A 25464-nucleotide genomic window follows, 5' to 3' on the forward strand; every position below is an offset into this window, starting at 1 on the left:
GCATGGAGAGCTACTACGAGCTGAGGCACACCGTCGGGTTCGAGGAGACGAACATCGTCGGCAACGTCTACTACGTCAACTACCTGCGGTGGCAGGGCCGGTGCCGGGAGATGTTCCTCAAGGACCGGGCGCCGGCCGTCCTCGCCGACCTGCAGGCCGACCTCAAGCTCTTCACGCTCAAGGTCGAGTGCGAGTTCTTCTCCGAACTCACCGCGTTCGACGAGATCGCCGTCCGGATGCGGCTGATCGAGCGGGCGCAGACGCAACTCGAGTTCGGCTTCGACTACGTGCGCCTCGGCCCGGACGGTGAGACCCTCGCCGCCCGGGGGATCCAGCGCGTCGCCTGCATGCGGGGCCCGAACAACCGGACCGTGCCCACCCGGGTGCCGGAGGCGCTCGAGGACGCCCTGGAGCCGTACCTCGCCGTCGGGCTCCGGCGATGACGACCTTCGACACCGAAGAGGTGACCGACTCGGCGCACCTGCGCCGCGTCTACGGAACCTTCGCCACCGGCGTCACGGTGGTCAGTGTCGGTGGGGACGAGCCGCACGCCATGACCGCGAACTCGTTCAGCGCCGTGTCGCTCGACCCACCGCTGGTGCTGGTCTGTGTCGACCGGGACGCGCTCATGCACCAGGCGCTCAGCCGCGCCGGCACGTTCGGCATCTCCGTGCTGGCCCCCGACCAGGAGGCGGTGGCGCGCTACTACGCGGACCGGCGCCGGCCGCTGGGACAGGAGCAGTTCGAGTTCGCCGACTGGCGGCCCGGTGGGCGGACGGACGCGCCGTTGCTCGCCGGGGCCGTCGCCCACTTCGAGTGCGAGCTCTGGCGGTCGTACGACGGGGGAGACCACACGATCTTCCTGGGTCGTCCGCGGGGCATGCGCCGGTACGGCGACGGCGACGCCCTGGTCTTCCTCGGTGGCCGGTTCCGCCGGCTCGAGATGGCGCCGTCCGCGGTGGTGACGTCGTGACCGCGGCAGTCCGCCCGGCGGCGTCGTCGTCACTGAACGGGCCGTCGCGTACCGCCGCCGTCAACCTGCTGATCATGATGAACCGCGACCGCCTCGGCATGATGACCTCCACGGCGGCCCGCTACGGCGACGCCGCACGGCTGCCGGTCGGACCGAAGACGCTCTACTTCTTCAACCACCCCGGCCACGCCAAGCACGTGCTCGCCGACAACGCGGCCAACTACCACAAGGGCATCGGCCTGGTGCACGCCCGCCGGGCGCTCGGCGACGGACTGCTCACCAGCGAGGGCGAGCTGTGGCGCGAACAGCGCAAGGTGGTGCAGCCGGCGTTCCAGAGCCGGCGCATCGCCGCGCAGGCCGGCATCGTCGCCGAGGAGGCGGCGGCGCTCGTCGCCCGGCTGCGGACACTCGGCCGGGCGGGCCCGGTGAACGTGTTCCACGAGATGACGAGCCTGACGCTCGGCGTGCTCGGGCGTACCCTGCTCGACACCGACCTCGGTCGGTTCCCGTCCATCGGCCGCGACTTCACCGCGGTGCAGGACCAGGCCATGTTCGAGCTCGCGACGTTGAGTGCCGTGCCGCCCTGGGTGCCGCTGCCGCGTCAGCTGCGGTTCCGGCGCGCCCGCCGCCGCCTGCAGACGATCGTCGACCAGCTCGTCGACGAGCGCGGGGGCCACTCCGGCGACCGCGACGACGTGCTGTCGCGGCTCATCGTGTCCGCCCGGGCCGAGGCCGACCCCGGGGTCGGCCGGCAGCGGCTGCGGGACGAACTCGTGACGCTGCTGCTCGCCGGGCACGAGACCACGGCCAGCACGCTGAGCTGGGCGCTCTACCTGATCGACAGGCATCCCGACGTGCGCCACCGGCTGCGGGAGGAGGCGCTCACGGTGCTCGGCGACCGGCTGCCGACCTTCGACGACCTGGGCCGGCTGCGGTACACCGCGATGGTCATCGACGAGGTCGTACGGCTGTACCCGCCGGTGTGGATCCTGCCGCGCAAGGCGCTCGCCGACGACGTGGTCGGCGGGCACCACGTGCCGGCCGGCGTCGACGTGCTGATCTGCCCCTACACGCTGCACCGGCATCGGGCCTTCTGGGACCGCCCGGAGGAGTTCGATCCGGAGCGCTTCGACCCGGACCGGGTCACCGACCGCCCGCGGTACGCCTACATCCCGTTCGGCGCGGGACCGCGGTTCTGCGTCGGCAACCACCTCGGCCTGATGGAAGCCGCATTCGTCCTCTCGATGCTGGCCCGGGAGCTGAGGCTCACGAAGGTCGCCACGCACGACGTCGTACCGGAGCCGATGTTGTCGCTGCGGATGCGCGGTGGCATGCCGATGACCGTCAGCCCGGCCGGCTGAACGACAACCGGGTGACCGCCGACCGCCGTCACCCATGACCGCACCACACAGGAGCCCGCCCTCGCCGGGGCGGGCGTCACCCCGAGGGGGACCGTTGCCACCGAAACCAGTGGGTCCGCTGCGCCGGCTCATTCCCGCCATGCTCGTCCTGGTGCTCGTCGCGGGGCTGTTCACGATCTCGCGACTGCCGTCCGCGTCCGCCGCGGACCGGGAGGCGATGGCATCGCGGTTCGCGTTCACCGAACTGCCCATCGCGCTCCCGCCAGGCCTGCCGCAGCGCACGGTCCGCACCGTGAACCCGAAGTACGAGCACATCCGTTCCTGGATCTCGTCGGTGGGCGCCGGAGTGGCGCTCAACGACCTCGACGGGCAGGGCGGAGCCAACGACATCTGCCTTGTCGACCCGCGCAGCGACAGCGTCGTCGTCACCCCCGCACCCGGTGGTGGTGCCAGTTATGCGCCGTTCGTGCTGAACCCGGCGCCGCTGCCGATGGGCCCGGCGATCGCGCCGATGGGGTGCACGCCGGGTGACTTCAACGTCGACGGCCGAATGGATCTGCTGGTCGTCTACTGGGGTCGGACGCCCGTCGTGTTCCTCCAGAAGGGCGACGCGCAGGGCCTGAGCCTCGCGTCGTACCACCCCGTCGAGCTGATCCCGCAGCAGCAGACCGCCGACGGTTTCTACCACGGGCCGCTCTGGAACACCAACGCGACCGCAGTCGCCGACTTCGACGGGGACGGCCGACCCGACATCGGCATCTTCAACTACTTCCCGGACTCGCAGGTGCTCGACCCGCAGGGCTTGCCCAACGTGCAGATGAACCACTCCATGTCCCGCGCGCAGAACGCGGGCGGGGCGCACATCCTGCGCTGGACCGGGGCCACCGGCGGCGCCGCGCCGAGTGTCACCTACGAGGAGCAGGACGCGATCGATCCCCGGTACGCGACCGGGTGGACCCTCGCCTCCGCCTCCGCCGACCTCGACGCCGACCTGCTGCCGGAGCTGTACCTCGCCAACGACTTCGGCAACGACCGGTTCTTCCACAACGTGTCGGCACCCGGCCGGATCAGGTTCAAGCTGGCCGAGGGCCGCCGCGGCCCGCTGGACCCGAAGTCGCTGGTGGTCGGGCACGACTCGTTCAAGGGGATGTCCGTCGACTTCGCCGATCTGCGGGGCAGCGGCCGGTTCGACGCCTTCGTCAGCAACATCACCGCGTCGTGGGGGCTGGAGGAGAGCAACTTCGTCTGGCAGAACACCGCGAAGACCCCGCAGGAGGCGCGGGACCGGCTCAGCAAGGGCATCGCGCCCTTCGAGAACAAGGCCGCGGCGAAGAACCTCGCCTGGGTCGGCTGGGGCTGGGACGCGAAGATGGCCGACTTCGACAACAGCGGCCGGCTCGTCGTGGTGCAGTCCTGCGGCTTCGTCAAGGGCACGATCAACCGGTTCAACTGGCTCCAGGAACTGGCCGCCAGCAACGACCTGATGCTGCGCGAGCCCGACATGTGGCCCAACGCCCAGCCGGGCGACGACATCGCCGGCTCCGACGCGCTGGCGTTCTGGGCACCGGAGGACAACGGTCGCTACGTCGACCTGAGCCCGCAGCTCGGGCTCGCCGACCGGACCCCGACGCGCGGGGTCGCCGTGGGAGACACCGACGGCGACGGCCGCCAGGACTTCGCGGTGGCGCGGCAGTGGGGGCCACCGGCCTTCTACAAGAACACCAAGACGGAGATCGGCAACTTCCTCGGGCTGCGGCTGCACCGGCCCGCGCTCGGCGCCGGCCGGTCCGGCGACGCCGGCACCCCGGCGTACGGCGCGCAGGCGCGGGTGACCACGGCCGACGGCCGCACCCAGCTCGCCCAGCTCGACGGCGGTGGCGGGCACTCGGGCAAGCGCAGCTTCGACGTGTTCTTCGGGCTGGGCGCCCAGGGCGCCGCACCCGTCACCGTCGAGCTGAGCTGGCGCGATCTCTCCGGCACCCGGCACCAGCAGACGCTGTCCCTCTCCGCCGGGTGGCACGACCTCATGCTCACCGACCGAGCCCAGGAGCTGACCAAGCCATGACGGACGTCAAACGCGCCCCGGAAGGCGCGACCACCACGGTCGAGGCCGCCGACGCGGCCCGCAACGGCGCCGGCCCGGGTGGGGCCCACCGGGGCGTCGACACCCCGCCGCCCGTACCCCGGGTGGACAAGCGTGACCCGCGCTACCTCGCCCTGCGCAACTTCGCCATCTCGATGTCCATCCTCAACATCCTCGGTTACACGATCCTCGGGTTCGAGCAGCCCTGGACCTGGCCGCTGTTCGTCCTGGCGCTCGGGTACACCGTGGAGCTGGTGATCGAGGCGGTCGCGGCCCGGTCCCTGGGCCGCCGGCCGGCCTACAGCGGCAACGGCGCGTGGGGTGTCTACACGTTCCTGCTGCCCACCCACATCACCGCGCTCGCGGTGAACATGCTGCTCTACGCCAACGACATGTTCTGGCCGATCGCCTTCGCGGTGGTGGTGGCCATCGGCCAGAAGGCGGTGCTGCAGGCGCCGATCAACGGGCGCATGCGGCACTTCATGAACCCGTCGAACTTCGGCATCACGATCGCGCTGCTCACGTTCTCGTGGGTCAACGTGGCTCCGCCGTACCACTTCACGGAGAACGTGCCGGACGTGTTCCGGATGTTCATCCCGATGGTGGTCCTCACCGCCGGCACCATTCTCAACGCGATGCTCACCAAGAAGGTCGCGCTGATCGTGGGCTGGGTCGGTGGCTTCGTCATCCAGGCGCTGATCCGGCACTACGTCTGGGACGTGCAGCTCTGGTCGGCGCTGAGCATCATGACCGGGGTGGCGTTCGTGCTGTTCACCAACTACATGATCACCGACCCGGGCACCACGCCGTCGAAGGCGCGGAACCAGTTCATGTTCGGCTCCTCGGTGGCCATGGTGTACGGCCTTCTGATGGTCTTCAACGTGGTCTACACGTTGTTCTTCGCGGTCACCATCGTCTGCCTGGCCCGGGGCCTGTTCTGGTGGGTCAAGTGGCTGATGGAGCGGCGTGGCGAGCGCACCCCGGTGCAGCCGGTGCCGCCGCCCGCGGCGGTCGAACTGCCGATCGCCCGCTGACCCGCCACCCGGCACGACACCGACCGGACCGTCCTCCACCCCTGCGGGGCACCGCGGGGGGAGGGCGGTCCGGTCGTTTCACCGACAGGTGTCAGCCGGCGCATTGCGGACAGCTTCCCCCCGGATGTGCCCTCCGCCGTCTACTGTGCACTCTGGGTACCCGTGATGTTCGGTCACCACGGGCTTCCCCCGATGCGCGACAACCGGACGGAGGCACCGGCATGGAAGTGTCCACCCAGCAGTGGAAGTCGATCCGCGACGACGTCAACGCCGCCGGCGAGCGGTTCGCCGCCCTGGTCGAGAAGGCCCCGGCGGACGTGCGGGCAACCCGGGAGTGGTCGGTCGTCGACACCGCGGTCCACCTGGTCACGGTGACCGACCTCGACGCCGTCATCACCCGCGCCTACCCCGAACCGGCGTTTCCGCACCCCGGCCTCCACGAGCAGTGGCAGCGCACCAACGTCGACGATCTCAGCCTCCTCAACGTCGAGGTGATGCGCCTGTGCGAGGAGCGTGACCCGGCGGCGCTGGCGGCCCGGATCCGCGCGAACTGCGCGGCGATGCTCGACGCCACGAGCGACGTCGACCCGTCGGCGCCGCTGCCCTGGCTGGGCGGTTCGACGCTCACCATGGCGGGGCTGTTCGCCCACATCGTCAACGAGTTCAACATCCACGGCTGGGACATCGCCCGGGCCGCCGGTCTCCCGCACGAGATCCCACCCGGCGAGGCGGCGGCGTTCTTCGAGGTCTTCTTCGTCGGGCTGGTCCGCGACGGGTACGGTCACCTGCTCGACACCCCGAAACCGCTGCCCGACGTGCGCGTGGCGGTCGCCTTCGAGTCGCGGCACGCGCGCCCGGTGACCCTGCTGCTCGACCGGAACGTGGTGAGCGTCGCCGAACCGGGCACCCGACCGGACGTCCGGGTCAGCTACGACCCGGTGGTCCTCAACCTGATGCTCTTCGGCCGGGTCTCACCCGTGCGGGCGATGCTCTCCCGCGGCGTCCGGGTCGGCGGCCCCAGGCCGTGGCTGATGCTCGCGTTCATGCGCAAGGTCCGCTGCCCGAGCTGACGGTGCGCGGGCCGCCGGTGACCGGGCGGCGCGGGGTGTCGACGCCGTGACGAGCCCGGTGACCCCGTGATGGTCACCGGCCGCCCGCGACACCCGCCGACGGCACCGGGTCGGCGCCGCCACCACGCAGGACCCGACGCGCGATCGCGGGTCGGAGCAGCCGGGTCGGCGGGTCCACCAGGTTGAGCACGCGCAGGAACGCCTCGCCCAGCACCGCGTCGGTCCGGGCCGCCGCGTGCAGCCGGTGCACGTACCAGTTGACCAGCCGGACCCGCGCCGAGCGCGGGCCCGGCACCTGCGGGAACCGCAGGTCCGTGCCGACCGCGATGGACCACGGGCCGTCGATCAGCCTGCCCGCGCCGCGGAAGAAGCGCCGGGCCAGCCGGTCCGGGCCACCGGACAGGAGCGAACGGAGCAGCAGGCCCTCGGTGGCGGCGACCGTCATGCCCTGGCCGTACACCGGATTGAAGCTGCACACGGCGTCGCCGACCACCAGGTAGCCGAGCGGGAAGCGGCGCAGCCGCTCGTAGCGTCGGCGCACGCTCGCCGGATAGCGCATCTGGGCCGGGCCGCCCACCGGGACGGCGTCGCGCACGAAGCGGCTGATCACCGGCATGCCCAGTGACTCGGCGAACCGGGTGAAACCCTCGTGGTCCGACGGCGGCCGCTCACCGAGCATCCCGCTGAGCGCCACCGCGAACCGGCCGTCCTCCTGCGCGGCGACGATGCCGGTACGGGGGCGACCCGGCACGGCGTTGGTCAGCGCGCCGAGCAGTCCGTCGAGATGCCGGGGTTCGCGCTGGTAGACGCGGGTGACGTAGGTGACGTCCACCGGGACCCGCTGCTCCGGCGGGGTGGGGTAGCCGAGTTCGGCCAGCCACACCGGGCTGCGGGAGGCCCGGCCGCAGGCGTCGACCACCAGGTCGGCGTGGATCGGGTACGCGGCCCCGACGCGCGGCGTCACGAGCACCCCGATGATCCGGCTGCGGTCCTCGGTGCTCAGCAGCGCGGTGGCCTCGGCGGGCGGGCAGAACCGGACGTTGCCCAGGCTCCGTACCCGGGCGCGCACCGTGCTCTCCAGCAACGGGCGGCTGACGCCCACGCCGACCAGGTCCGAGGCGGCGCGCCGCATCGGGTGGCCGTCGTTGCACCAGTGCACCTGATCGTGCAGGTCGACAAGGGGCGCGCCGGCGGCGGACAGTTCGTCGCTGAGCCCTGGGAAGAGCTCGTCGAGGGCCCGTCGGCCGCGCGCCAGCAGCACGTGCAGTTGGCGGGACTGCGGCACCCCGCGCCGGGCCGCCGCCGTCTCGGGCAGCGGGTCGCGGTCGACGACGGTGACGGTGTCGTACGCCTCGCTCAGCACCCGGGCGGCGATCAGGCCGGCCATGCTGCCGCCGAGCACCACGGCGTCGCCTGCGGAGACCATGACCGGAATGCTAGGCCGGACCGGGCGGGTGCCTCGCCTCTCGACGTGCGCACCTCGGCGGCGCGCGCCCAGAGGCAAGGCAGCACATTGGAAGATAGCCATCCGTGGCGGCGCTGTTACACAATGGAGCAATTCGTGTCAGTTGACATTGGGAGTCGCCGTGTCCAACCTCGTGGAGTCATCGCCGGCCACCAGAACCGGCCGCCCCTGGGGGCTCAACGGCCGCCATCACCGAGCCGCTCTCTCCGTGTTCATGGTCATCGTCCTCGCGCACTGGGCCGAGCACCTCACCCAGGCGTACCAGATCTGGGTGCTGGGCTGGACGCCCCCGCAGGCGCGCGGCGTGCTCGGGATGCCGTTCCCGTGGCTCATCAAGTCCGAATGGCTGCACTACGGCTACGCGATCGTGATGCTGGTCTTCCTGTTCCTGCTGCGCCCCGGGTTCGTCGGCCGCAGCCGGACCTGGTGGACGGTCGCGCTCGCCATCCAGTTCTGGCACCACATCGAGCACTTCCTGCTGCTGGTCCAGGCGCAGAGCGGGCACTTCCTGGCCGGTCGTACGGTGCCGACCAGCATCCTGCAGCTGGTGCTGCCCCGCGTCGAACTGCACCTGTTCTACAACACGGTGGTGTTCCTGCCGATGGTCGTCGCCATGTACTACCACCTGCGGCCGTCGCGGGCCGAGTCGCGGAACATGATCTGCAGCTGCCGTCCACTGCCGGCATGACCTCCGTGTCTGCGACCCGTCGCCGGCTGCTCCTCGGCGCTGCCGGCGTCGGGCTGGCGCTGCTGGTGGTCTACCTCGTCTTCGGCCGGGCGGCGCCGGCCCAACTGGAGGCGGTCGAGCCCGCCGACGGCGCGTCGGTCGCCGTCTCGCCCACCCGGGTGGCGCTGCGGTTCGACACCGCCCCGCACCCGCGCGCCATGCACCTCACGGTGATCGGCCCCGGCGGGGACAAGGTCTCCAGTGGCGATCCGGTGCTGAACGACAACCGGATCAGCGTCCCGGTCTCGGCCGGCCGGCCCGGCCCCTACCAGATCGGCTACCACGTCGAACTCGACGACGGCACGCCCGTCGCGGGGATCGTCACCTTCACCGTCGGCCAGGGGACCGGGACCCCCACGGGACCGGTCGAGGCCGCCGCCCCAGCGCACGAACACCACCTGGAGCGGGACACCAGCACCCTCGTGCTCGTCCTCATCGATCTGGTGCTGGTGGCCGGCCTGGTGTCGGTCCTGCTGCTCCGGCCACGGGTGCGCTGACCCGACCACCCGGCGGCGCCGCCCGGCCCTCGGGTCGGGCGGTCCCCGGGCCGGGCGGTCCCGGGACGGCGGCCGGTCAGGCTCCCAGCCCGGCGATCACCTCGGCGACCGCCGGGGCGTGGGCCGGGGCGAGCAGATCCAGGTGGGAACCGGGCACCCGGTGCACGCGCACGCCGCCCCGGCACCGTTCCGCCCAGATCTCCAGGCTCTCCTCGTCCACGCGGGGCTCCTGCGGGCGGACCAGCTCCACCGACCCGGGGTAGGACGGCAGCCGGTAGACGCGTTCCGCCTCGGCGTTGATGGGATAGATCTCCACGAGGCGGCGCAGCCGTTCGGTGCCGAAGCCGGGCGGCAGAACGCCCCGGGCGGTCCCCTCGTCGAGGATGCGCGTGCACATCGCCTCGGGGGAGAGCCCGGCCAGCTCGTCCGCCGGCAGGTCGAGACCGAGATTGTGGTTGACCAGGGACCAGAGCAGCCGGGCGCGGGAGGCCGGTGGTTGCGCGCGGCGGGTCACGGCGGTGTCCAGCAGCACCACCGCGGCGGGTCGCTCGCCGTCGTCCGCCATCCGGCTCGCCATCTCGTACGCGACCAGCCCGCCGAACGAGTAGCCGACCAGGACGAGTTGCTCCGGGCGGTAGGTGCGGGCCAGTTCCGCGCGGTAGGCGGCGGCCATCTCGCCGATGGTGTGATCCGGCTGCATCCGCGGGTCGAGGGCCCGTGCCTGCAACCCGAGGCAGGCGTGGTCCGGTGGCAGCGCGTCGGCGAGGTGCCTGTACCACAGGACGCTGCCGCCGAGCGGGTGCACACAGGCGACCACCGGGCCGCCGGGCTTCCCGGGCCGGATCGGCACGACGGGGGTGGGCGTGTCCGTGAACCCGTCGCGCAGCAGCCGGGCCATCGCGGTGACGCTGCTGGCCCGCGCCATCACGGGCAGCGGCAGGGACACCCCGGTGCGTCGTCGGATCTCCGACAGGGTGCGCACCGCCTGGAGGGACGTGCCGCCGTGGGAGAAGTAGTCGTCGTCGACGCCGAGGGCGGGGTTGCGCAGGTGGTCGCGCCAGATGCGCAGCAGCACCAGTTCGATGGCGTCCCGTGGTCGGCCGTCCCGGACGGCCGTGGTCGTCTGTGTCATTCCGGTGTCCCCCGTTGGCGGTCGACTGGCGCGGACGGGAGGTCCGCGTTGCTGGGGCCGGGCCGCGCGACACGGCCCGACGGGTCAGGAGGGGGCCGGCTCCGGGCGGGTGCGGCGGGCCCAGGCCACGACCGGGCCGCTGAGCGCGGCGCCGGCCAGCGGGATCAGGGCGAGAACCAGCCAGCCGGCGGCGCCCAGACCGCCGGTCAGGCCGGTCACCAGGGCCGGGCCCGCCACCGCCGGGACCGCCTGACCGAGCCGGAACACCCCGGCGTAGCGGGCCTGCGCGCGCTCCGGGGCGAGGCCGAACTGCATGGTCCACCGCGCCGTCTCACCGCCGAGTTCGGCGAAGGTCAGCAGGACCGCGACCAGCACCAGCACCGCGATCGCGGGTGCCGCCGGCAGTCGGCCGGTCAGCGCGGCCACCGGGCAGGCGGCGGCGAGCAGCAGGAACGCGAACCGCTGGAGGCGGGCGGCGGACGGAACGGTGTCGCCGGCCCGTGACACCCGGACCTGGAGCAGCACGACCAGCACGGTGTTGATGCCGGTCAGCCACGCCGCGAGCGGGCGGGGCGCGTCGGTGGCGGAGACGATCCACAGGGGCAGCCCGACCAGCAGGATCGTCTCGCCGATCCGGGTGAGGCAGCTCACCTGCGCCACCAGCAGGTAAGGCAGGTCGGCGAGGGGTCGGACGCGCTCCCGGGCGCCGTCCGTCGGGGCGGGCCGCGGCCAGGCCGGCAGTAGCAGGTAGAGGCCGGCGACCGCGACCCAGCACGCGGCCACGGCCGCCAGCATGCCGAGGTACGCCGCCCGCGAGTCGACGGCGAGCACCAGGCCGGCGGCCAGCGTGCCGAGCGCGAAGCCGGCGTTGAACACGCTGCGCAGGTACGCCGAGACGCGCACCCGGTCGCTTCCGGTGACCGCAGCGGCGATCATGCCGTCGCGGCTGACGTCCCAGGACTGCTCGGCGACGGCGACCAGCGCGACCAGCGGCACGAAGAGCCAGAACCGGTCGGCGGCCAACAGCAGGAGCACGAACAGCGCCTGGAGCAGCACGAACACGACGGACATCCGGCGGGCGCCGTAACGGTCCGCCAACCGGCCGGCCGGGACGCTCGCCGCGATGCCGGCGAGGGCGGCGGCGGAGAGCCCGGCGCCCACCTGGCCGACGGTCAGGTCACCGGCGCGGAGGAAGTAGACCGGTGCTCCGGCCAGGTAGAGCCCGGCGCCGACACTGCCGGCCAACTGGGCGGCCGCGAGCCAGCGGGCGGGGCCGCTCACCGGGAGGAGAGCTCCGAGCGCGACACCCAGGCGCCCCGGCGGCGCCCCGTCGCCTCCGGCGCCGGACAGAGTGGACTGCGGTGACGCCATGCCGTTCCCCCGTGTGAGCTGCGTGTTCCGCGTGCGAGATGGCGAATCCCGGCTCATTGATCTTTCTGTGCCCGGGGACGGGACACCTGAACACGCGCATTGACGCGAGCGATTCTAACAGCACTCCGCATCCGCGCCGCGGACACTGACCCGCGTGGATTGCTCGGCGCTGCGGTCGCGTGCTACGGTCCGGTGCGGGCCTCTCAATGGGAGGCCCGCACTCGCGCAGGCGTCGTCAAAACGGGGGTTCTGACGTCTTGGAAAATGCATTTTCCCCTGCCCTCCTTGAGCTTTCCCGCGATGTTCTCGGCATTTCCGAGAATCGGTTTCCCGCTGATTCGGGGGAATCCTTCGCCGCCTTGGGCGGCACGTCGCTGCGGGCGATGCGGCTGGTCGCCCGGGCCGAGCGCGAGCTCGGCCTGCGGATCGACCTCGCCGACCTGTTGCGTCCCGGGCCGCTCGTCTCCGCGCTCGGCCGCAGCGGGCCGCTGGAGCGCGGTGGGCGACGGGAGCGACCGGCGACGGACCGGCGTCCCCTGCTGCCCGCGCAGCACGCGATGCTGGTGCACGAGCAGCAGTGGCCGGGCGTCGGTTACCGCCTGTTGTTCAGCCTCCGCTGCCCGGGTCCGGCCCGCGCCCGCCACCTGCGGGACTGCCTGGACGCGTTGACCGCCCGCCACGAGACGCTGCGCACCGTGTTCGACGCCGACGCCGACCAACCCGGGCGCCGCGTCCTGCGCCGGTGGCGTCCGGTGCTGCGGGAACAGGGGCACTACACCCCGGACGGCGACCCGGTCGCGGCCGCCCACGCCCACCTCGCCGAGCTGGCGTCCGGGCTGGACCCGTTCCGTCGGCCGCCCGCCGAGTGGCTGCTGACCGAGCTGCCCGGGGGCGGGGCCCACGTCGTCTCGCTGCTGGCCCACCACGCCCTGCTCGACGGTTGGGCGGTCGGGCTGCTGCTGCGGGAACTGGCCGCGGCCTACCTCGGCGGCACCGTGCCACCGGCCGAGCCGGGCGTCCCCCCTGACGTCCTGCTCGCACACGCCCGCCCCGCCGACGAGCTGCGCCGGCACCGCGCCGGCCAGTTGGCCGGTGCGCCGCAGGTGGTGGAGTTGCCCGGTCGGCCCGGCGCCACCGGTCGGCCGGGTCGCCCGGGCTCGCGGCTGACCTTCACGCTCGGGCCCGGGGCCACCGCCGCGTGCGACGACCTGGCGCGCGACGCCGGCGTGACCCGCCCCGCGGTGCTGCTGGCCGCGTGGGCGCTGGTCACGGGCCGCCGGTGCGGGGTCGACGATCTGCTCGTCGGGGTGCCGGCCGCCGGCCGCCCGACCGCCGAGCTGGCCGAGATGGTCGGCCTCGCGACCCGGGTCGTGCCGGTGCGCTGCCGGTGGGACGACGACGCGCCCGCGAGCGCGCTGGGTCCCGCCGTGGCCGACGCCCTCGCCGACGCGGTCGCCGCCGCCGAGCTGCCGTTCGAAGCGCTCGTGTCCGAGCTGGGCGCGGCCGGGGCGATCGACCGCAACCCGCTGGTCCAGATCGGGTTCGCCGCCCACGACGAGCTGATCCCCGCCGCGCTGCCGGGACCCGCCGGGACGGCGACCGTCCACGAGGGTCACGACGGGGGTTCGGTCTTCGACGCGATGCTCTACCTCCAGGCCTGGGGGGAGCGCCCCCGGTTCGCGCTGGAGCACCGGCTGGCGGCGCTCTCCCCGGCCGGCGCGGCGGAACTGGCCGAGGCGTTCGAGGCGACACTGCTGGCGCTGGCGCAGGCCCGCGACCTGCCGCTCCGGACGGTCCGGGGGATGTCCGAGCGGCAGCGCGCCCGGCTCGACGAGTGGGGTCGCGGCCCGGACGCCAACCCGGACGCCGGCCCGGTGACCGGGCTGTGGCAGGCGTTCGCGGAGCAGGTCCGCCGGCGACCCGGGGCGATCGCCGTGCGCGGCCCCGAGGGCAGCACCACGTACGCCGAACTGTTCGACCTGGCCGAGCGGTTCTCCGCCGACCTCGCGGAGGCCGGGGTGACGGCCGGGTCGACGGTGGTGGTGGCGACCCCGCCCGCCACCGCCGAGCTGGTGGCCGTGCTGGCGACGCTGCGGCTGGGGGCGGCGTACACCGGCCTCGATGCCGACGCCCCGGACGAGCGGGTGGCGGCGCAGCTGGCCCGGTGCCGCCCCGCCGCCGTCGTGGGTGATCCGCGGATCGCCCGGCTCGCCGGGGTCGGCCCGGCCCTCGGCGGGCCGTCCCGGTCCGCCGGCGTCGCCGTCCCTCCCGTGGCCGCGCCGGCCGATCCGCGGCGGGTCGCCTACCTGGCGTTCACCTCCGGGTCGACGGGCGAGCCCAAGGCCGCCCGGATCACCCACGCCGCGGTGCTGCGCCTCGTGCACGACCCCGACGTGTTCCGGTCCGAGCCCGGGGACGGCTTCCTGCGGCTCGCACCGCTGGCCTTCGACGCGTCCACGATGGAGCTGTTCGTCCCGCTGCTCACCGGCGGCCGGGTCGAGATCTTCCCGGGCCCGGTGCCGCACCCCGGTGAGCTGGCCCGTTTCCTCGCCGAGCGTGAGGTCACCGTCGCCTGGCTGACCGCCGGCCTGTTCCGGGTGCTCGCCGACTACGACCCGGCGGCGTTCGGCGGGCTCCGGCAACTGCTCGCCGGCGGCGACGTGGTGCCGGCCGGGCAGGTCGCGGCCGTGCTGCGGGCCTGTCCGGGGCTGCGGGTCACCAACGGCTACGGCCCCACCGAGAACACCGTCTTCACCACCGTGCACCACGTCGACGACCCGTGCGAGCTGCCGGACGACGTCCCGATCGGCCGGCCCGTGTGCGGCACCGGCGTCCTCGTCGTCGACGACGACGGCGAGCTGCTGCCGCCCGGCGCGGTGGGCGAGCTGTGCGCCGTCGGCGCCGGGCTGGCCCTGGACTACCTGGACGATCCGCAGCGGACCGCGGCGGCGTTCCGGTCGCTCGGCGACGGCACCCGCTGCTACCGGACCGGTGACCTCGTGCGCTGGGACGAGCAGGGTCGACTGCGCTTCCTGGGTCGCCGCGACCAGCAGGTCAAACTGGACGGCCACCGGGTCGAGCAGGACGAGGTGACCCACCGGCTGTCGGCGCACCCACTGGTGTCCGACGCGGCGGTCGTGGTCGCCGGCGACGCGGAGAACGGCCGCTTCCTGGTGGCGGCGCTGGTCGCCCCGCCGGAGGCCGGTCTCGTCGAGGAGGTGCGCGCGTCGGTGTCGCGGAGCCTGCCGGCGTACGCGGTGCCGAAACGCTGGGTGCTGCTCGACGCGCTTCCCCTCACCAGCAACGGCAAGGTCGACGCCCGGGCGATCCTGCGCAGAGTCGAGGAGCAGGTGGCTCCGGCGCCGCACCACGCCCCGGCGCCGCACCACGCCCCGGCGCCGCCCGGCCCACCGGCGGAGGACCTCGAATCGCTGATCGCCGAGGTCTGGGCCACCGTGCTCGGCGACGACGACTTCGACTTCGACGAGCCGTTCTTCGAGGTGGGCGGCGACTCGTTGCAGTTGGCCAGGGTGCACCGGCTGCTGCGGGACAGACTGCCCGACCGGTCGATCGTCCTGCTGGACCTCTACCGCCACCCCACCGTGGACTCGCTGGCCGGCTGGCTGCGCGGCGCGGGCCCGGCGACCACGGCGGCGACGCGGTGAGCGCCGGACGCGAACCGGTCGCCGTGGTGGGCGTCGCCGGCCGCTTTCCCGGCGTCGCGTCGCTCGACGAGCTGTGGGACGCGTTGGTCGAGGGCCGGGAGCTGCTCACCCGGTTCACGCCGGAGCAGCTCGCCGCCGCCGGCGTCCCCGAACCGGAGCGCGACGACGAGGACTACGTGCCGGTGCGTGGGGTGCTCGACGGCATCGAGGACTTCGACGCCGCCTTCTTCGGTCTCCCGCCCCGGGAGGCGATGATCACCGATCCCCAGCACCGGTTGCTGCTGGAGTGCGCGTGGGAGGCGCTGGAGTACGCGGGCCACCCGCCCGGCCGGGAACCCGGGCGCATCGGCGTCTTCGTCGGCACCGGCGTCAACACCTATCTGACGAACCATCTGCTCGGGCGACCGGACCTGCTCGCCGAGCTGGGCGCCCTCCCGATGATCATCGGGAACGAGAAGGACCACGCCGCGACCCGGATCGCGTACCGTCTCGGCCTGCGCGGCGCGGCGATCGGCGTCCAGACGGCCTGCTCGACCTCGCTCGTCGCGGTGCACCTGGCCTGCGAGAGCCTGCACAGCGGGGACACCGACCTGGTCCTGGCCGGGGGCGCGACGGTCAGCACCCCGCAGCAACGCGGCTACCGCTACGAACCGAACGGCATCGGCGCGCCGGACGGGCACTGCCGGGCCTTCTCCCGCGACGCCGCCGGCACGGTGGCCGGCAACGGCGCCGGGATCGTCGTGCTGCGACGCCTCGCCGACGCGCTGGCCGACGGCGATCCGATCCTGGGGCTGGTGCTCGGCTCCGCGGTCAACAACGACGGGGCCGCGAAGGTCGGCTACACCGCGCCCGCGGTCGCCGGTCAGGCCGAGGTGATCGGCATGGCCCTGGCCCGGGCCGGCCTCGACCCGGCGGACGTCGACGTGGTGGAGGCGCACGGCACGGGCACCGAGATGGGCGACGCCATCGAGGTCGCCGGCCTCGGCGCGGCGTTGGGGCCGGGCGGGCCGGCGGGCGGACGCCTGCTGGGGTCGGTGAAGCCGAACCTCGGCCACCTGGACGCCGCCGCCGGGATCACCGGGATGATCAAGATGCTGTTGGCCCTGCGCCACGGCGTCGTGCCGCCCACCGTGCACCACGACCGACCCCACCCCGACATCCCGTTCGCCGACGCCGGCCTGCGCGTCAACCCGACGGCCGAGCCCTGGCCGGCGCGGGGCGGGCCGCGCCGGGGCGGCGTCAGCTCGTTCGGCATCGGCGGCACCAACGCCCACGTGGTCCTCCAGGAGGCGCCCCCGGCCCCGGACCCGTCCGGGCCCGCGCCGGACGTCGACCTCGTCGTGCTGAGCGGGCGCACCCCGCAGGCGGTACGGGCGGCGGCACGGCGGCTCGCCGACCACCTGACGGCGGCACCCGGGTGGGCACTCGCCGACGTCGCGCACACCAGCCGCGTCGGCCGTACCGCCTGGCCGGTCCGGCGGGCGATCGTCGCCACCGACCGCGCCGACCTGCTGCGGCAGCTCGGCACCGATGCGGAGCCCGTCGTCGTGCCCCGCCGGGCGACGCTCACGTTCGCCTTCCCGGGGCAGGGCAGCCAGTTCCCCGGGATGGCCGCCGACCTCCACGCCCGGCTGCCCGGCGTCCGCGATCGGCTCGACGCCGGGCTGGACGCACTGCCCGCGGGCACCGCCGATGCGGTCCGCGCCGCGCTCCTGGACCCGTACGCCGCCGACCGGGCGGCCCGTCCCTCGATCGCCCAGCCCGCCCTGTTCCTGGTGGAGTACGCGCTCGGCGCCCAACTCCTCGACTGGGGCCTGCGACCGCAGCGGATGATCGGGCACAGCGTCGGCGAGTACGCCGCGTTCTGCCTGGCCGGCGGCCTGCGCCTGACCGACGCCCTGGCGCTGCTCGCGGAACGCGGGCGGCTGGTGGAGCGCACCCCGCCCGGCCGGATGGCCGCCGTGCTGGCCGACCGGGACCGGGTGGCCGCGCTGCTGCCGCCGGACGTGCAGGTGGCCGCCGACAACGCCCCCGGCGTCACCGTCGTCTCCGGCTCGCCGGCCGGGGTGCGGGAGCTGACCGACAGGTGCGCCGCCGCCGGCCTCCGGGTGCGCCCGGTGCCCGCCGCGCACGGCTTCCACTCCAGCCTGCTCGACCCCGTCCTCGACGACTTCCGGGCGGTCGTCGGCGCGGTGCCGCACCACCCGGTCACCACCACCGTCCACTGCGGGCTGACCGGCCGGTCGGTGGTCGAGGGCGCGACCCGTCCGGCGGAGCACTGGGTACGGCAGCTGCGCGAGCCGGTGCGGTTCCGGGAGGCCGCCGCCGAGCTGCTGACCACGCGCCACCCGGTCGTCCTCGAGGTCGGGCCGGGGCGGGCGCTGACCGCGCTGGTCCGGGCGGCGGGCGGCGGACGGGTGCCGGTGGCGCCCACGATGCCGGCCGAGCCGGGCACCGCCGCGCTGCCGGCGCTGCTGCGAGCGCTCGGGACCGCCTGGACCGCCGGCGTCGAGCCGGACTGGGCCGCGTTCCGGCTCGACCCGGACGCCCGGCGGGTGCCGCTGCCGACGTACCCCTTCGAACGCGTCCGGCACTGGGTCGACCTCACCGAGCCGGCGGCGGGGGAGGAGGCGGCGGACACCGCGGCTGCGGAGCCGCCCGCCGAGCCGGCCGAACCCGAGACGCCCGCCGCCACCGTGGAACGGGAGATCATCGCGGCGTGGCGGGACCTGCTCGGGGCGACCGACGTGGCACCCGACTCCGACTTCTTCGCGTTGGGTGGGGAGTCGCTGGTCGCCGTGCGGATGCTCAGCCGGCTGCGGCAGCGGTGCGGCGTGCGCGTGCCGCTGCGCATCCTGGCGCAGGACCCTACCGTGCGCGGGCTGACCCGGGCGGCGCTCGACCGCCTGCCGGCCGGCGCGAACCAGTGACACAGGGAGAGACAGTGACCGCACCGGCGCCCACCCTGGAAGTCCTCGCGGACGGTCCGGGCGCACCACTCGTCGTCATCGACTTCATCCGCATCGCCGCCGGGGCCGGGCTCGGTGAGCTGCTGGCCTCGGCGCCCCACGACCGGCCCGTGTACCGGGCCGACCCGGTCGAGACGCTCCTGGGCGGGCCCGGGTTCCGGGCCACCACCGACCTCGCCGAGGAGTACGCCGCGGCCGTGCGTCGGCTGCCCGTACGCCCGGCCCTGATCGTGGGTTACTGCAGCGCGGCGCCGACGGCCATCCGCACCGCCGAGCGGACCGGCGTGCCGCTCGTCCTGGTGGAGCCCACCTGGCAGGATCGGGGTGCCGTGGCGCACGACTTCCGCGCCTTCCGTGCCACCCTGCGGGAGGGCGAGCCGGCCGCGGTACCGCTCGACGCCGACCCGGCCCGGGCCCTCGCGGTGATCACGAGCACGCTGGACGACGACCTCGACGCGTTCGCCCGGGCCAACGACCTGCCGGACGACGAACGCCAGGACACCCGCGAACAACTGGTCGACAGGTACGTGGCCTGGCTGCACGTGCTGCTCTCGGCGTCCGCGGACCCGGTGCCGCCCCGGCCCGCCGACGTCGTGCTGGCCAGCCGGGACTACACGGGCGAGCACCCCGGCGTCGAGACGCTCCGGCTCGACCTGTCCGCCGACGAGATGCCGACCGCGCCCGCCACCCGGGCCGCCCTGACCGCGCTGGCCGAACCGACGGCGGTGGCCCGGTGACGGCGTTCCTGCCCGAGCTGGTGCTGGCGCAGGCCGACCGGACCCCCGGGGCGTGTGCCGTCGTGGACGAGCGTGAGTCGCTGACGTACGAGGAACTCGTCCGGCAGGCCGGCGTGGTGGCCGGGCTGCTCACCGCGGCGGGAGTGGCACCGGACGCCGTGGTGGCGGTCCACGCCGAACGCTCGGCCCGGCTCCCGGTGCTGCTGCTCGGGGTGCTGCTCAGCGGCGCCGCGTACCTTCCCCTGGAACCGGGTGATCCCGCGCCCCGACTGGCCGGCATGCTGGACGACGCCGGCGTGGTCCTCGTGCTGACCGAACCCGAGCTGAAGGCCGCGGCCGAGGCCGTCGCCGGCAGCCGTCCCGTGCTGGCGGTCTCGGCGACCGAGCTGCGCGCGGGCGTCCCGGTGCCGCCGGTGCCACTCCGCTCGGACCTGGGGCTGGCCTACGTCCTGTTCACCTCCGGCTCCACCGGGCGCCCCAAGGCCGTCGCCGTGCCGCACCGCGGCATCGTCAACCGGCTGCGGTGGATGCAGGACGAGTACGCCCTGACCGGCGCCGACGCCGTCCTGCAGAAGACCCCCGCCACGTTCGACGTGTCGGTGTGGGAGCTGTTCTGGCCGCTCGCGCAGGGCGCCCGTCTGGTCATGGCCCGGCCCGGCGGGCAGCGCGACCCGGAATACCTGATGGCCGTCATGCGGCGGGAGCGGATCACCGTCGTCCACTTCGTACCGTCCATGCTGGAGTCGGTGCTCGACGAGCCCGGCTGGGACGGGTGCGACGCGTTGCGGCTTGTCGTCTGCAGCGGTGAGGCCCTCCCGCCCGCCGCGGTGCGCCGGTTCCGGGCGCGGAGCCGGGCCCGGATCGACAACCTGTACGGGCCGACCGAGGCGTCGATCGACGTGACCTGGTGGCCGTGCCGCCCGGTGGAGGACGGTGCCTCGGTGCCGATCGGGCGGCCGATCGCGAACGTCGTGGTGCGGGTCCTCGACGCGGACGGGAACCTGGTGCCCGAGGGCGTGCCGGGGGAGCTTCACCTGGGTGGGGACCATGCCCTGGCACGGGGATATCTCGGCCAACCGGGTCTCACCGCGGAACGGTTCCCGGCGGATCCCTTCGGCGACGGCGCCCGGTTGTACCGGACCGGCGATCTCGTGCGCTGGCTGCCCGGCGGGATGCTGGAGTTCCTCGGTCGGCTCGATCACCAGATCAAGCTGCGCGGGCAGCGGATCGAGCCGGGCGAGATCGAGGAGACACTGCGTCGGCATCCGGCGGTGACCGGTGCCGTGGTCGTGCTACGCCGGGACGAGGGACGCGCCGAACGTCTGGTCGGCTACGTGGTGGGGCCGCCGGACGGCCCCGGCGAGCGGGACCTGCGCACCTATCTCGCCGAGCGGCTGCCCGCGTCGATGGTGCCGGCCCGGGTGGTGCGCTTGGACGCCCTCCCCCTCACCGCGAACGGCAAGCTGGATCGACGGGCCCTGCCGGAACCACCACGACGCCGGCGTCCGTCAGCGCACGAACCCGATGTGGGCGGTGGCCATTAGCGATCCGGGCTCGCAGAACGGCACCTGCTCGACGACCCGGCCCTCGTCCAGGTCCACGACGAAGAGCGTCGAGGCGCCGGTCATGAAGACGTACCGGCCGCCGGGCTCGACCGCGAGGTAGAGCGGCGACTGGCTGTTCTTGGCGCAGATGAACGGCGGCTGGACCGGCTCGTGCGCGAACAGTTCCAGGTCGACCACCGTGGACATGTCGGCGGGGTCGAGGACGAACAGCCGGTTCGGGAAGCCGGTGACCGCGATCAGCTGTCGGCCGTCGCGGTGGAACAGCTGCTGCGAGGTGATGCGCAGGAAGGTCGGCCCGGTGTGGGCCGCCTCCCGGACCGCCGCGCCGTCCTGGTACCGCCACCGCTCCAGCACGCCCGGCCCGTGCACGACGACGTTGTTCTGCCACTTCGAGATGTTGTTGCAGGAGACGTAGAAGACGTTCGGGTCGTCCAGGTCGACGTCGACGTGCGCGGAGCAGCTCGCGCCGGTGGTGTGCACCGAGGCGCGGGTCAGCTTCTCGTCCGCCACCACGAATCGCCCGGTGGGGAACTCGTTGGCCGCGTACCGCGCGACGTCGAAGCTGCCGCCGTCGGTGCCCCGCACCCGGCCGTCGGGACCGGGGCGCACCGACAGGTCCATGTCGACGCCGACCATGAACCCGTTCGGCGAAGCCTCCAGCTCGTGGATGGTGTCGCAGGCGAACTCGGGCAGGTCGCCCAGCCGGCTCGCCGCGCCGGTGCGCAGGTCGTAGCGCCAGGCGCTGCTGCGCAACTGCTGCTCCGGGTCGTGGTAGCGGCGCAGGCGGTCCTCGGTGTCGGTCATCGCGAACCCGATCACGCCCGGCTCCACCTCGCACTTGGTGGAGCTCTGCATCGCGGCGAAGTCCAGCTCGGTCGCCGGCGGCCACAGGTGCGAGCCGCCGTCGCGGCCGAGTCGGCGCAGGTAGGGCGCCTGTTTGAAGGAGACGACGACCTCGCCGTCCGCGGTCTGCACGAAGCTGTGCGGGTGCAGGAAGTACGAGAGCAGGTCCTCGAGCCGGCCCAGCCCGTACGGCACCGGGCCGTCGCCGAGCCGGTCCCGCAGCACCGCCAGCTGGCGGGCACGCAGGTCACCGATGTCGATCGTGGTCTCCCGCACGGTGCGGGCGCCCAGGTCGACGAAGAGGTACCGCTCGCGTGTGCCGTCCGTGGACAGCCCGCAGACCAGCAGCGTCAGATCGCCGTAACCCGCCGACAACGGCAGGCTCAGGTCAACAGCCACAACAGCGCCTCCCGGAGGATGGTGATGCAGTTGGTGGTGAGGACGGACTCGACGTGGAACTGGAAGCTGGTGAAGCCCTCGGAGCGCAGCGCCACGACCCGGCCGTCGGGCTCCACCGCGATGGTCACCCCCGCGGGGGCCTCGGCCGGGGCGTCGGCGAAGAACGTGTTGTAGAAGCCGACCGGCTCGGCCCGCCCGAACAGGTCGACGGTCTCCTGCACGCCCTGCAGCGGCGGGTCCACCGGGTGCACGGTCATGCCGAGCAGCCGGCAGAGGATCTGGTGGCCGAGGCAGACCGCCAGGAACGGCGTGCCGGCCGCCATCAGGTCGCCCACGATGCGGTGCAGTTGGGCGATCTTCGGGTCGTCGAGCTGGTTCGGGTCGCCGGGCCCGGGCCCGACCAGCACCAGGTCGTAGCCGGTCAGGCCGATGCCGGACTCCCGGTAGTCGCGCATGGTGACCTTGAGCCCGAGGTGCTCCAGGATGTGCTTGAGCATCTCGGTGAACTGGTCCTCGTTGTCGACGATCAGCACCGAACGGCCGATGAGTTCGGGCGCGGCGTACCGGTCGTCGAACTGCCTGTTGATCCAGAAGCGCGACAGGTAGCGGTTGCGGCTGTTGAGCACCTCCATGACCTTGTCGTCCACGAACCGGTCGAGGAAGGGGCCGGGCGGCTCCGCGGTGGTGATCGCCTTCAGCAGCCCCTCGGCCTTGGTGCGGACCTCACGGCACTCCTTCTCGGGCACGGAGTCGCGCACCACGCTGGCGCCGCTACGGATCACGGCGTGGCCGTCGGTGTCCACCGCCATCGTCCGGATCGTGATGGCGCTGTCCAGCCACTCCTGGCCGTCGTCCTCGAGACCACGGAGCATCAGGGCCGACGAGTAGTATCCGCGGGACTCGGACTCGTGACGGTGGATGACCCGGGCGGCGTTCTCCAGCGGGCTGCCGACCATGGTCGCCGCGAACATCGACTCGCGGAACGCGTCGAGCGGACTCATGGTGGCGCTGCCCTCGAGCACGTACTCGGTGTGGACGAGCGCGCTCATCTCCTTCAGGTACGGCCCGTGCACGACGCCGCCCTCGCCGCAGATCCGCGACATCATCTTGAGCTCCTCGTCGACGACCTGGAAGAGCTCGTTCACCTCCTTGCGGTCGGAGAGGAACTCGATGAGGTCGGCCCGCTTCTGCAGCGCCGCCCGCGGCAGCGTGCCGCAGATCGGGTTCATCGTGACCGTGCCACGACGGTAGGTCAGGTGCCGCTCGGGCGAGGACCCGATGAAGTAGCGCTCCCCGTCGAAGAAGCAGAACGTCAGGTACGCCCCGATCTCGTTGCGGGCGAGCCGGGCGAAGATCGTGTGCGCGACGTCGGGCCCGAAGTCGCCGATGGTCACGTCGCAGCGCCGCGAGATGAGGAAGTTGGAGCCCTCGCCGCGCTGGATCTCCTCCTTGATCACCCGGTCGATCCGGGCGGCGAACTCCTCGTCGCCGGGGGTGTGCACGGGGTCGGAGACCACCCGGACGTCGGCGTGCGCGTCGGCGAACGAGTCCAGCTCGACCTCACGGAACTCGCTGGGCACCAGGGAGACGAGGGGCTCGTTGTCGTCGTGGCAGACGTAGCCGCGCTCGCGCAGCTGCGCGTAGGGCACCATGGTCAACACCGGGTGCGTGGCCGGGCGGGGCACCTCGGCGAGTGACCAGGAGCGCACGGCCTCGCCGCGGGCGTAGTTGACCTTGCCCTCGGAATGAATGAGGCAATAAGGGCCGACAAAGTCAAGACTCACCGGAAGCCACCTTGCTGATCAGAAAGTGGTGTAGCACCAGGTAATCGATTTCCGTATCGAGGAAGCAGCTTAGCGCATCGGCCGGTGACCCGACGATTGGCTGCCCCGCGACGTTGAACGAAGTGTTGATCAGACACGGCACGCCGGTGACCTGCTCGAAGGCGTGCAGCAGGCCCGCCAGCAGCGGATTGTCCGCCTCGTCGACGGTCTGGGCGCGAGCCGTGCCGTCCACGTGCACGGCGCCCGGAACGAGCGTCCGGTATTCGGGCCGGACCGGGAAGACGAATGTCATGTAGGGGGAGGCCTTCTTCTTGCCCAATTCCAGGACGCGCGGCGCCGAGGCCGCGGGCAGCACCGGCGCGAACGGTCGGAACGGCTCCCGCCGCTTCACGCGGATGTTGATGACGTCCTGAATATCGGGAAACGCGGGGTTGGCCAGGATGCTGCGATTGCCGAGGGCGCGCGGGCCGTACTCGACGGCGCCCTGGAACCAGCCGATCACCACCGGGTCGACGAGCAGCTTGGCCACCTCGGTGAACAGCTCGTCCTCGGCCAGCTCACGCCACTCGACCCGGTCGCCCACCGCGGCGAGGGCCGCACGGACGTCGTCGTCGGTGTACCTCGGCCCCAGGTAGGGGAGGCCCGACGGGCGCACCGGACGACCCAGCTCCCGCGACGCGTACACCGCCGCGCCGATCGTCACGCCGGGGTCGCTGGCGCCGAAGCTGACCGAGGCGTCCTCGAACCGGGAGCCCTCCAGCAGCTTGGTGTTGTTCACGCAGTTCAGCGCCAGGCCGCCCTCGATGATCAGCCGCCGCGCGGAGGTCCGCCGTTCGAGCGCCGCCACCTGGTGTCGGGTGACCACCTCGACCGTGTCCTGGACGGCGCGGGCCACCCGGCACCGGAAGTGCCAGTCGGTGCGGTCGCCCGCGCACTCGAAGATCTGGTCGAAGAAGGGGTAGTACGCCTGGGTGTCCAGCAGCGGGTTGCCGACCCGCAGCCGATAGCCGCCGGTGTCCTCCAGCGTGACCACCTCGCGCAGCAGCGGATTGTCCGCGCCGAGCGGCGGATGGAAGCCGCTGAGCCCCATGACCTTGTACTCGTCGTTGTTCGGCACGAAGCCGAGATAGCGGGTGACCTTGCTGTAGAGCAGCGCCAGACTGTTGGCGATGTCGACGGTGGCGTCCGCCAGGATCGTCACCTCGCCGTCCCGGATCTCTCCCATGATCGACGAGTAGCGCTCCGCTCGCCCGTCGCTGACCAGGAACGCGGCGTCCCGCCAGCCGGCCGTGTGGTAGCCGCACGACAGGTGGGCGAGGTGGTGCGGGACGAGCCGGAGCCGGTCGGGCGGGATGGTGAAGCCGGTCCGCGCGGCGAAGTCCGCCCTGATCGCCTCCGGCGTCAGCAGCGTCGTGCGCAGCTCCTCCAGCCGGGCCAGGCGGTCGGCCCGCTCCTGCTCGGCGGCGGCCGACCGGAGGATCCCGGCCCGCTCGGTCGCCCAGACCTCCGCGGTGAAACTCCACGGGAAGGCGAAGCGGTCCACGTCGGCCAGCTCGACGCCGGCCTCCCGCAGGGCCCAGCGCAGCGCGTTGACCGGCAGGTCCGACGTCTTCTTGACCCGGCTGAGCCGCTCCTCCTCCACGGCGGCGACCAGCTCGCCGTCGACCACCACGGCGACGGCCGCGTCGTGCCCCAGCACCCGGTACCGGTCCAGGCCCGAGCGCCGGTACAGGCGACCGAACAGCTCCGCGGACCGTGTGAAACCGTTGAACCCGACGACGATCATGCC

The 25464-nt window shown here is 73.2% G+C and carries 18 protein-coding genes; 12 read left to right on the forward strand and 6 right to left on the reverse strand.

Annotated elements, in window-relative coordinates; genetic code table 11:
- Positions 1-2 precede the first annotated feature (2 nt).
- The 6 genes from C8054_RS02650 to C8054_RS02675 all read left to right on the forward strand — a co-directional run bounded on the left by C8054_RS02650 (position 3) and on the right by C8054_RS02675 (position 6521).
- Complete coding sequence (locus tag C8054_RS02650) at positions 3-443, forward strand: thioesterase family protein (protein WP_107155063.1); 441 nt, start codon at positions 3-5, stop codon at positions 441-443.
- Positions 440-973: a flavin reductase family protein gene (locus C8054_RS02655; RefSeq protein ID WP_107155064.1), complete on the forward strand. Its 534-nt coding sequence runs from the start codon at positions 440-442 to the stop codon at positions 971-973. The genes C8054_RS02650 and C8054_RS02655 overlap by 4 nt, the downstream gene beginning before the upstream one ends.
- Positions 974-1047: 74 nt before the next feature.
- Complete coding sequence (locus C8054_RS02660; protein ID WP_107155235.1) at positions 1048-2334, forward strand: cytochrome P450; 1287 nt, start codon at positions 1048-1050, stop codon at positions 2332-2334.
- A gap of 139 nt (positions 2335-2473) precedes the next feature.
- Positions 2474-4399 (forward strand): CRTAC1 family protein, encoded by a 1926-nt coding sequence (locus C8054_RS02665; protein WP_107155236.1) that lies wholly within the window; start codon positions 2474-2476, stop codon positions 4397-4399.
- The gene (locus tag C8054_RS02670; protein ID WP_107155065.1) at positions 4396-5451 is read left to right on the forward strand and encodes an enediyne biosynthesis protein; all 1056 of its coding nucleotides are present in this window, start codon (positions 4396-4398) and stop codon (positions 5449-5451) included. The genes C8054_RS02665 and C8054_RS02670 overlap by 4 nt, the downstream gene beginning before the upstream one ends.
- Positions 5452-5672: 221 nt before the next feature.
- Positions 5673-6521: a maleylpyruvate isomerase N-terminal domain-containing protein gene (locus C8054_RS02675; RefSeq protein WP_107155066.1), complete on the forward strand. Its 849-nt coding sequence runs from the start codon at positions 5673-5675 to the stop codon at positions 6519-6521.
- 73 nt (positions 6522-6594) lie between these two features.
- Here the strand turns inward: C8054_RS02675 and C8054_RS02680 are convergent, their stop codons facing one another.
- On the reverse strand, positions 6595-7947 hold the full coding sequence (locus tag C8054_RS02680) for a squalene monooxygenase (protein WP_107155067.1): 1353 nt from the start codon (positions 7945-7947) through the stop codon (positions 6595-6597).
- A 253-nt stretch (positions 7948-8200) separates the two neighbouring features.
- Here C8054_RS02680 and C8054_RS02685 point away from each other — a divergent pair, with 253 nt between their 5' ends.
- Complete coding sequence (locus tag C8054_RS02685; protein WP_233219456.1) at positions 8201-8674, forward strand: hypothetical protein; 474 nt, start codon at positions 8201-8203, stop codon at positions 8672-8674.
- Entirely contained in the window at positions 8671-9210 is a 540-nt protein-coding gene (locus C8054_RS02690; RefSeq protein WP_107155069.1) for a copper resistance CopC family protein, read from the forward strand. Before C8054_RS02685 ends, C8054_RS02690 begins: the two co-directional genes overlap by 4 nt.
- 76 nt (positions 9211-9286) lie before the next feature.
- On the opposite strand, the gene C8054_RS02695 is transcribed toward C8054_RS02690, so the two are convergent.
- Together C8054_RS02695 and C8054_RS02700 are read right to left on the reverse strand one after the other, a co-directional pair.
- Positions 9287-10342: a thioesterase domain-containing protein gene (locus C8054_RS02695; protein WP_107155070.1), complete on the reverse strand. Its 1056-nt coding sequence runs from the start codon at positions 10340-10342 to the stop codon at positions 9287-9289.
- 84 nt (positions 10343-10426) lie between these two features.
- Entirely contained in the window at positions 10427-11623 is a 1197-nt protein-coding gene (locus tag C8054_RS02700; protein ID WP_158273786.1) for an MFS transporter, read from the reverse strand.
- A gap of 296 nt (positions 11624-11919) precedes the next feature.
- Here C8054_RS02700 and C8054_RS02705 point away from each other — a divergent pair, with 296 nt between their 5' ends.
- Genes C8054_RS02705 through C8054_RS02715 form a run of 4 tightly spaced genes read left to right on the forward strand, consistent with a single transcriptional unit; the run spans position 11920 to position 20628 of the window.
- On the forward strand, positions 11920-15378 hold the full coding sequence (locus tag C8054_RS02705; protein WP_107155072.1) for a non-ribosomal peptide synthetase: 3459 nt from the start codon (positions 11920-11922) through the stop codon (positions 15376-15378).
- Complete coding sequence (locus tag C8054_RS02710; RefSeq protein WP_107155073.1) at positions 15375-18308, forward strand: type I polyketide synthase; 2934 nt, start codon at positions 15375-15377, stop codon at positions 18306-18308. The genes C8054_RS02705 and C8054_RS02710 overlap by 4 nt, the downstream gene beginning before the upstream one ends.
- Positions 18309-18322: 14 nt before the next feature.
- Complete coding sequence (locus C8054_RS31920) at positions 18323-19084, forward strand: hypothetical protein (protein ID WP_158273788.1); 762 nt, start codon at positions 18323-18325, stop codon at positions 19082-19084.
- Positions 19081-20628 carry an amino acid adenylation domain-containing protein gene (locus C8054_RS02715; protein WP_158273789.1) on the forward strand — a complete coding sequence of 516 codons (1548 nt, stop codon included), beginning with the start codon at positions 19081-19083 and terminating at the stop codon, positions 20626-20628. The genes C8054_RS31920 and C8054_RS02715 overlap by 4 nt, the downstream gene beginning before the upstream one ends.
- Here the strand turns inward: C8054_RS02715 and C8054_RS02720 are convergent.
- From C8054_RS02720 to C8054_RS02730, 3 genes are read right to left on the reverse strand one after another with little or no spacing between them, the layout of a single operon-like run.
- Positions 20593-21891 (reverse strand): hypothetical protein, encoded by a 1299-nt coding sequence (locus tag C8054_RS02720; protein ID WP_146179838.1) that lies wholly within the window; start codon positions 21889-21891, stop codon positions 20593-20595. The genes C8054_RS02715 and C8054_RS02720 overlap by 36 nt on opposite strands.
- On the reverse strand, positions 21876-23675 hold the full coding sequence (locus C8054_RS02725; protein ID WP_107155076.1) for an anthranilate synthase family protein: 1800 nt from the start codon (positions 23673-23675) through the stop codon (positions 21876-21878). The genes C8054_RS02720 and C8054_RS02725 overlap by 16 nt, the downstream gene beginning before the upstream one ends.
- On the reverse strand, positions 23665-25461 hold the full coding sequence (locus C8054_RS02730) for a carbamoyltransferase C-terminal domain-containing protein (RefSeq protein ID WP_107155077.1): 1797 nt from the start codon (positions 25459-25461) through the stop codon (positions 23665-23667). The genes C8054_RS02725 and C8054_RS02730 overlap by 11 nt, the downstream gene beginning before the upstream one ends.
- Between the last annotated feature and the right edge of the window lie 3 nt (positions 25462-25464).

This window comes from Micromonospora sp. RP3T (assembly GCF_003027925.1).
Taxonomy (GTDB): domain Bacteria; phylum Actinomycetota; class Actinomycetes; order Mycobacteriales; family Micromonosporaceae; genus Micromonospora.